The 7144-nt window shown below is 63.5% G+C and carries 6 protein-coding genes; all 6 read left to right on the forward strand.

Annotation, left to right across the window (positions count from 1 at the left end; all coding sequences use genetic code 11):
- Window positions 1-61: 61 nt before the first annotated feature.
- The 6 genes from Q8O80_RS00485 to Q8O80_RS00510 all read left to right on the forward strand — a co-directional run bounded on the left by Q8O80_RS00485 (window position 62) and on the right by Q8O80_RS00510 (window position 7144).
- Window positions 62-1918, forward strand: coding sequence for a feruloyl-CoA synthase (locus tag Q8O80_RS00485; RefSeq protein ID WP_305575795.1), 1857 nt, complete (start codon window positions 62-64; stop codon window positions 1916-1918).
- Window positions 1915-2676 (forward strand): SDR family NAD(P)-dependent oxidoreductase, encoded by a 762-nt coding sequence (locus Q8O80_RS00490; RefSeq protein WP_305575797.1) that lies wholly within the window; start codon window positions 1915-1917, stop codon window positions 2674-2676. Before Q8O80_RS00485 ends, Q8O80_RS00490 begins: the two co-directional genes overlap by 4 nt.
- Window positions 2673-4280 (forward strand): acyl-CoA dehydrogenase family protein, encoded by a 1608-nt coding sequence (locus tag Q8O80_RS00495; RefSeq protein ID WP_305575799.1) that lies wholly within the window; start codon window positions 2673-2675, stop codon window positions 4278-4280. The genes Q8O80_RS00490 and Q8O80_RS00495 overlap by 4 nt, the downstream gene beginning before the upstream one ends.
- Before the next feature lie 295 nt (window positions 4281-4575).
- Window positions 4576-5067 (forward strand): MarR family winged helix-turn-helix transcriptional regulator, encoded by a 492-nt coding sequence (locus tag Q8O80_RS00500; protein WP_305575801.1) that lies wholly within the window; start codon window positions 4576-4578, stop codon window positions 5065-5067.
- 11 nt (window positions 5068-5078) lie between these two features.
- Window positions 5079-5945: an amidohydrolase family protein gene (locus Q8O80_RS00505; protein WP_305575805.1), complete on the forward strand. Its 867-nt coding sequence runs from the start codon at window positions 5079-5081 to the stop codon at window positions 5943-5945.
- A gap of 77 nt (window positions 5946-6022) precedes the next feature.
- On the forward strand, window positions 6023-7144 hold the full coding sequence (locus Q8O80_RS00510) for a C4-dicarboxylate TRAP transporter substrate-binding protein (protein ID WP_305575803.1): 1122 nt from the start codon (window positions 6023-6025) through the stop codon (window positions 7142-7144).

Raw genomic sequence — 7144 nt, forward strand, 5'->3', positions numbered from 1 at the left:
TACAGGTAGATAGTTTCCTTGTAAACAAAATTTGGGATTGGGTGACCGGAGGGGAAGCATCATGACCACAGGCGCCAAACACAGCGTCAAGCTATGGTCGCCGGTTGTCGCGTGGGAGGAACGGGCCAATGGTGAGTTCATCATCTGGCGCGAGGATCCACTCGGACCGTATCCAGCCAAGCTCAACGAGCGCCTGCTGCATTGGGCGGCTGTGGCGCCCGATCGTGTCTGGATGGCCGATCGTGAGGGCACCGGTCCCTGGCGCGAGGTAACCTATGCCGAGGCACTCGATAAGGTGCGCCGTGTCGGTCAGTTCCTGTTGTCGGCCGGCCTGTCGCCCCAACGGCCACTGCTCATTCTGTCGGAAAACTCCATCGAGCACGCGCTCATGGCACTGGGCGCCCAGCATGTGGGCATTCCGTCAGCCGCCATCGCCCCCGCCTATGCCAGTGCCTCATCGGGCTTCGCCAAGCTGCACGACATTGCCGCCCAGATCGACGCCGGCATGATCTTTGCCGATGACGGGGCCCGTTTTGCACCGGCCGTCGATGCCGTCTTCGGTGCGGACATGGCATTTGCTGCGGTGCGCAATTTGCCAGCCGGCCGCGCCAACACCTATGGCTTTGACGCCATTGTCGCCACCGAGCCCACTGAGGCGGTCGACCGCGCCTTTGCCGCGGTCGGGCCCGATACGGTGGCCAAGTTCCTGTTTACCTCCGGCACCACCGGTTCCCCCAAGGCGGTGATCCAGACCCAGCGCATGCTGTGTTCCAACATGGAGATGGTCGCCGATTGCTATGCCTATATGCGTGACGAGCCCCCTGTCGTGGTCGACTGGGCGCCCTGGAACCATACCGCCAGCGGCAACAAGGTCTTCAACCTCACCATCTATAATGGCGGCAGCTATTATATCGACCGCGGCAAGCCGACGGCGGCGCTGATCGGCCAGACTATCGCCAATCTGCGGGAGATCGCCCCAACCTGGTATTTCAACGTCCCCGCGGGCTTTGAGATGCTGGTGGGCGCCATGCGCAGTGACCCGGCGCTGCGGCAGAACTTCTTTTCCCGGCTCAGGATGCTGATGTATGCTGGCGCCGGGCTGGCCCAGCATACCTGGGACGCCCTGGTTGAGCTCGCCGAGCAGACCACGGGCGAGAGCCTGCCGATTGGTACCGGCCTGGGTTCCACCGAAACCGGCCCCTTTGCGCTCTACTGCACCGAACAGCAGGATCGTCCGGGCAATATCGGCATCCCCTCCCAGGGCGTCACCGTCAAGCTGGTGCCCATTGATGACAAATATGAACTGCGCCTCAAGGGTCCCAATGTCACGCCCGGCTACTGGAACAATCCCAAGCTGACCGCAGAGGCCTTCGATGCAGAGGGCTTCTATCGCATCGGCGACGCGGTCAAGTTTGCTGTGCCCGGCGATCCGCGCCGGGGCTTTTATTTCGACGGTCGCACAGCCGAGAATTTCAAGCTCGATACCGGCACCTGGGTTGCCGTCGGCGTGCTGCGGGCACAGCTGGTCAACCAGTTCGGCGGGCTGATCCGCGATGCGGTCATTACCGGCGAGAACCGTCCCGAACTGGGGGCGTTGCTGGTGCCGTTTCTGCCGGCTTTGCGCGAACTGATAGCCGACGAGCCCGACCTGTCCGACGCAGAGCTGCTGGCCCACCCCAGGATCCGCGCGGAGCTGGCCGCCAGGCTTGCCGCCCATCAGCGCGAAGCCAACGGCTCGGCAACCCGCATCAAGCGCGTGTTGCTGATGGCTGAACCGCTGCGCTTTGATAAAGGTGAGGTGACCGACAAGGGCTCGATCAACCAGCGGGCGGTATTGGCCCATCGCGATGACCTGGTTCAAGCGCTGTACGGCGATGGCGCCGACGTCATTCAGGCAGACAGGGAGATCGTCGCATGAAGATCGAGGGTTCCAGCGCACTGGTTACTGGCGGCGGTTCCGGGCTCGGCGCGGCTACGGCGCGGCTGTTGGCGCAGCGCGGCGCCGTGGTGCATGTGTTTGATCGCAACTGGCAAGCTGCCGAAGCCGTGGCCGGTGAAATCGGCGGCGTGGCGCTGGCCGGCGACGTGACCAGCGAGGCCGATGCTGCCGCCGCGCTCGATACGGCAGCGCGTGCCGGGGATGGCCTGCGCATTCTCGTCAACTGCGCCGGCATTGGCGTGGCAGGGCGCATTCTCGGCAAGTCCGGGCCGATGCCGCTGGCCGATTTTGAAACGGTCATCCGCGTCAATCTCGTGGGCACTTTCAACATGATGCGGCTGGCCGCCGAACGGATGGCCACGCTGCCCGAACGGGAGGACAAGGCGCGTGGCGTGATCGTCAATACCGCCTCGGTTGCCGCCTTCGAAGGTCAGATCGGGCAGGCCGCCTATGCTGCATCCAAGGGTGGCATTGTTTCCCTGGCCCTGCCGGCGGCGCGCGAATTCGCCCGCTTCGGCATTCGCGTCAATACGGTGGCGCCCGGCATATTCATGACGCCACTGCTGCACAATCTTCCGCAGGAAGCACAGGAGAGCCTGGCGGCCGCCATCCCTTATCCGTCCCGGCTTGGTGACCCGGCCGAGTTCGCCGACGCGGTGCGCTTCGTCATCGAGAACCAGTATATCAATGGCGAGGTCATCCGGCTCGACGGCGCCCTCCGGATGCAACCGAAATGAGCTTCACCGACCAGGCCAGCCGAACCCTCGCCATGCTCGCGCTGACACCGGGCTGGTCCCGCGTGCAGGCGCTGCGACCCGATTGCGACGATGACATCGTGGCGACCATGCTCGACGCCGCTGCCGGCTTTGCCGAAACCGTGCTGGCGCCTCTCAATCCGGTGGGTGACCGCATCGGCGCCCAGGTAACGGACGGGCGCGTCAAGCTGCCGCCGGGCTTTGTCGACGGTTTCCGCCAATATGCCGAAGCCGGCTGGCTCGGCATCGACGCGCCGATCGATTTTGGTGGACTGGACATTCCCCTCACCCTGCAGGCGGCCTGTGGCCCGCTGTTTGATCGCGGCTGCATGGCGCTGATGATGGCTGCCGGCTCCAGCCGGGGCGCCATCCACCTGCTGGCCGCCGCGGCCGATGCCACCACGGCGGCAGAGTGGGGACCCAAGCTGGTATCGGGTGAATGGGCCGCCACCATCTGCATTTCCGAGCCCGAGGCCGGCTCCGACGTCGGCCGGATTCGCACCAAGGCCGAATTGCGCGATGGCGCCTGGCTGGTTACCGGCCAGAAGATCTGGATTTCCTTTGGCGACCATGACATGGCCAGCCGCATTGGCCACTGCATGCTCGCCCGTACCAATGACCAGTCCGGCACGCGTGGTCTCAGCCTCTTCCTGGTACCCAACCACATCGATGGCGCGCCCAATGGCGTCTCCCTGGAGCGCATCGAGGAAAAGCTCGGACTGCATGGCTCGCCCACCTGTGCCATGCGCTTCCGCGAGGCAAAGGGCATCCTGCTGGGCGAAGAGGGCAGAGGCCTGCCCCAACTCTTCGCCATGATCGAACCAATGCGGCTGCATACCGGGATTCAGGGACTGGGCATCGCCTCGGCCGCCGCCGATATCGCCGAGGACTATGCCGGCCAGCGCCGGCAGGGCGGGCGCCCGGACCAGACGCCGCCACCGATCGCCAGCCATCCCGATGTGCGGCGCCAGTTGCACGATATCCGCTCCGCTACCGAAATCCTGCGCGCTGCCGTGCTGGAACTGGCGACGATCATGGATCTGGCCCGTCTCGAAGCCGATACCGGCAAGGCCGACCTTGCCGCCTGGATGCTGCCGCTGATCAAGACCTTCGGCGCGGAAACCGGCTTCGATACCGCCCATGCCGCCATCCAGGTGCTGGGTGGGGCGGGCTATGTCCAGGACTGGCCGCTGGAGCAGTATCTGCGCGATGCTCGCGTAATGGCGCTTTATGAAGGCACAACCGGCATGCAGGGTCTCGATTTCCTCACCCGCCGCCTGTGGCGCGACGACGGGCGGGGACTGGCAGCATTCCTGCAGCGAGCACGCCACGAACTTGGAGAGGCGCCAGCCGGACGCGCCGAGGAGGCCCGCAGCGCCAGCGCCTTGCTGGACAGTTTTGAAGCGCTGAGCAGCCATATGGTGGCCAGGCAGTCCGACCCCGACGCCGCCCTCTACCGGGCCGACAGCTACCTGCGCGCCGGCTGGGCCGCTTTATCGGGCTGGATGGCGTTTCGCATCGGCGCGACGGAGGCTATCCATCTGTGTGTATTGGCGCATGCCCGTCACGGCGCCCGATGTGCCTGAACGTGCCCAGGAATTTGTTGCTTTGCCACTTGACGCCAGATTGTTTATTTCCGAATAATTCAATTGTGGACTATATTGAACTACAGCAATAGCCAGGGCGGGGGAGCCTTGGACGCGGAGGCTGGCGGGGAGGAAATTTCTGCAGCACCAGGCTGGTAGCGGCGCCACATGGCGGCCCTGCGGAAGGCTGATGTTCTGACCCGGCTGCGGGCTGTTTGTCTTGCTGACCTTTGCACAGCAGTCGTGCTCTCGATGCACCGACGTGCAAGACCAAAGAACTCTGGAGAACCGATTGATGGCCGTCCGTAAGCTCGATGACGAGGAAGTAGACCGCCTGGCCGGAAAGGCCGACGTCTCGCTGGGCGCGCTGGAAAACTCGGGTGGCTTCGTGCTGCGCATTGCCCAGCTTGCTGCCTTTGAGCGCTTCTTCACCGTGTTCGGCCAGAGCGAGATCAGGATTTCAGAGTTCACCGTCCTGCTGGCCCTGTCCGAAAATCCGGGTATTCGCCAGGGCGTGCTGGCCGACGTGCTGAAGATCAAATGGTCCAATATGACCAAGCTGGTGCGGGTGCTCGAAGAGCGCGGCCTGATCTCCCGGCGCATTCCACATGATGATCGGCGCTCCGTGGTGCTCAGCGTTACCGAAGCGGGCCGCAAGCAGATCGAGGCCTCGGCCGAGAAGATGTCTCAGTCCGACCGCGCCGCCTTGTCCATGCTGAGCGACGTTGAACATGCCCAGTTGATCGCGCTGTCGCGCAAGATCGCCGGCTGGCCGGAGGCGAAGTGATGGGCGCGCCAATGAATCTGGACGACATCGTCGCCATCGACTTTCATACCCATGCCGAGGAAGCCTGCGGCATGCATGCCGATGACGGCTATGACGATCTGCAACAGGCGATGGCAGACTACTTCCATTCCCCGTTCAAGACGCCCCCGACCATTCCCGAAACGGCCGACTACTACCGCAAGCGCCGCATTGCCGCGGTGATCTTCGCCGTCGACGCCGAGGCTGCCACAGGCCACCGCCGCTACAATAACGAAGACATCGCCACGCTGGCGGCCGAGCATTCCGATATCCTCATACCGTTCGCCTCGATCGATCCGGCCAAGGGCAAGATCGGCGTGCGCGAGGCGCGTCGGCTAGTCAGCGAGTTCGGCGTGCGCGGCTTCAAGTTTCACCCGACTTATCAGGCATTCTACCCCAATGACCGCGCGGCCTATCCGCTCTATGAAGCGATTCAGGAAGCGGGCGTGCCAGCCTTGTTCCATACCGGACAGACCGGGGTGGGCGCGGGCATGCGCGGCGGCTATGGCATGCGGCTGAAATATTCCAACCCCATCTATATCGACGACGTCGCGGCCGATTTTCCCGACCTCAAGATCATCATGGCGCACCCTTCCTTCCCCTGGCAGGAAGAGGCGCTGGCCGTCGCCACCCACAAGCCCAACGTCTACATCGACCTGTCGGGCTGGTCGCCGAAATACTTTCCACCACTGCTCGTTAAATACGCCAACAGCCTGCTCAAGGAGCGGATGCTGTTTGGTTCGGACTGGCCCGCTATCCTACCTGATCGCTGGCTAACCGATTTCGAGAAGCTGGATATCAAGCCGGAGGTTCGTCCGTTGATCCTCAAGGAGAACGCGCGACGCCTGCTCGGAATCTAACACCAAGACCGCAGCAAATGCGGCTCGTACTTAGAAACCATGAGAGCGGTCGGATTTCCGGCCGCGGGAGGACAACGATGAATAGATATGTCAGACTACTAGGTGTGGTATCGCTGGCGGCCCTTGCCGTTGGCATGGTTGAGGCCCGCGAACTACGCCTCGCCTCCGGCGCACCGCCGGCGCACCCGGCGAGCGATCCGCTCTACAACAGCTTCGCGGAATTCCTGCCCGAGGAAACCAATGGCGAACTGACCGGCCTGATGATCGGTCCCGAAGTCGTCAATATCGGCACAGTCAAGCAGGCGCTGCAGTCATCGCTGGCTGAAGTCGGCAATCTGCTGCCGCTCTTTGTTCCAGCCGACCTGCCCAATACGGCCCTGATGGGCGATCTTTCCTTCCTTGCCACGACGCCACACGCCATGGGCGCGGCGATGACCGAATATGTTGTCACCTGCGGGGAATGCCAGGCCGAGTTCAAGACCATGGGCGGCGTCTTCGTCGGTGCCGGTTCATCCGATGTCTATGTGCTGCTGACCACCAAGCCGGTCAATTCGCTGGCCGATATGAAGGGGCTGCGTCTGCGTTCGGGCGGCGCTCCCTATGCCCGCTGGGCCGAAAAGCTCGGCGCCGCACCGGCCCAGGTGCCGGTGAGCGATCAGTTCGAAGCGGTTTCCCAGGGCGTACTCGATGGCACAATGGCGTCGATCTCCGACCTGATCTCGTACCGTCTGATCGACGTTGCCAAGTACATCATCGACGTGCCGCTGGGCACCTATCACACGACGTCCAACTTCACGGTGGCCACCACAGCCTGGTCGGAACTTACTCCCGAGCAGCGTGAGGGCTTTGCCCGTGCCGCCAACAAGTCCAGCGCCCTGTTCACCCAGAGCTGGGGTTATGACCGGGCTGCATCGGCACGTCAGGCCGCCGTCGACGCCGGCATCGAGGTTATTCCTGCCAGCCAGGACCTGCTCGATGCCACCAACGAGTTCCGCTTCAGCGACATTCCCGATGCCGTCGCGCTGGCCGAAAGCCAGCTTGGCGTGACCGACGCTGCAGACAAGATCGCGCGCTTCCAGGCCCTGGTCGACAAGTGGACCGCGATCACCGCTGCAACTGAAGGTGATGTCGACGCCATTGCTGCCGCCGTGCAGACCGAAGTCTGGGACAAGGTGGACTGGTCCACGTACGGTCTGTGA

Source organism: Devosia sp. (assembly GCF_030689745.1).
In the GTDB taxonomy this organism is placed as follows: domain Bacteria; phylum Pseudomonadota; class Alphaproteobacteria; order Rhizobiales; family Devosiaceae; genus Devosia; species Devosia alba.

Coding starts and splice junctions, on each gene's coding strand:
- Q8O80_RS00500 (WP_305575801.1), top strand. CDS start 4,576: ATGGCCGTCCGTAAGCTCGATGACGAGGAAGTAGACCGCCTGGCCGGA.
- Q8O80_RS00495 (WP_305575799.1), top strand. CDS start 2,673: ATGAGCTTCACCGACCAGGCCAGCCGAACCCTCGCCATGCTCGCGCTG.
- Q8O80_RS00485 (WP_305575795.1), top strand. CDS start 62: ATGACCACAGGCGCCAAACACAGCGTCAAGCTATGGTCGCCGGTTGTC.
- Q8O80_RS00510 (WP_305575803.1), top strand. CDS start 6,023: ATGAATAGATATGTCAGACTACTAGGTGTGGTATCGCTGGCGGCCCTT.
- Q8O80_RS00490 (WP_305575797.1), top strand. CDS start 1,915: ATGAAGATCGAGGGTTCCAGCGCACTGGTTACTGGCGGCGGTTCCGGG.
- Q8O80_RS00505 (WP_305575805.1), top strand. CDS start 5,079: ATGAATCTGGACGACATCGTCGCCATCGACTTTCATACCCATGCCGAG.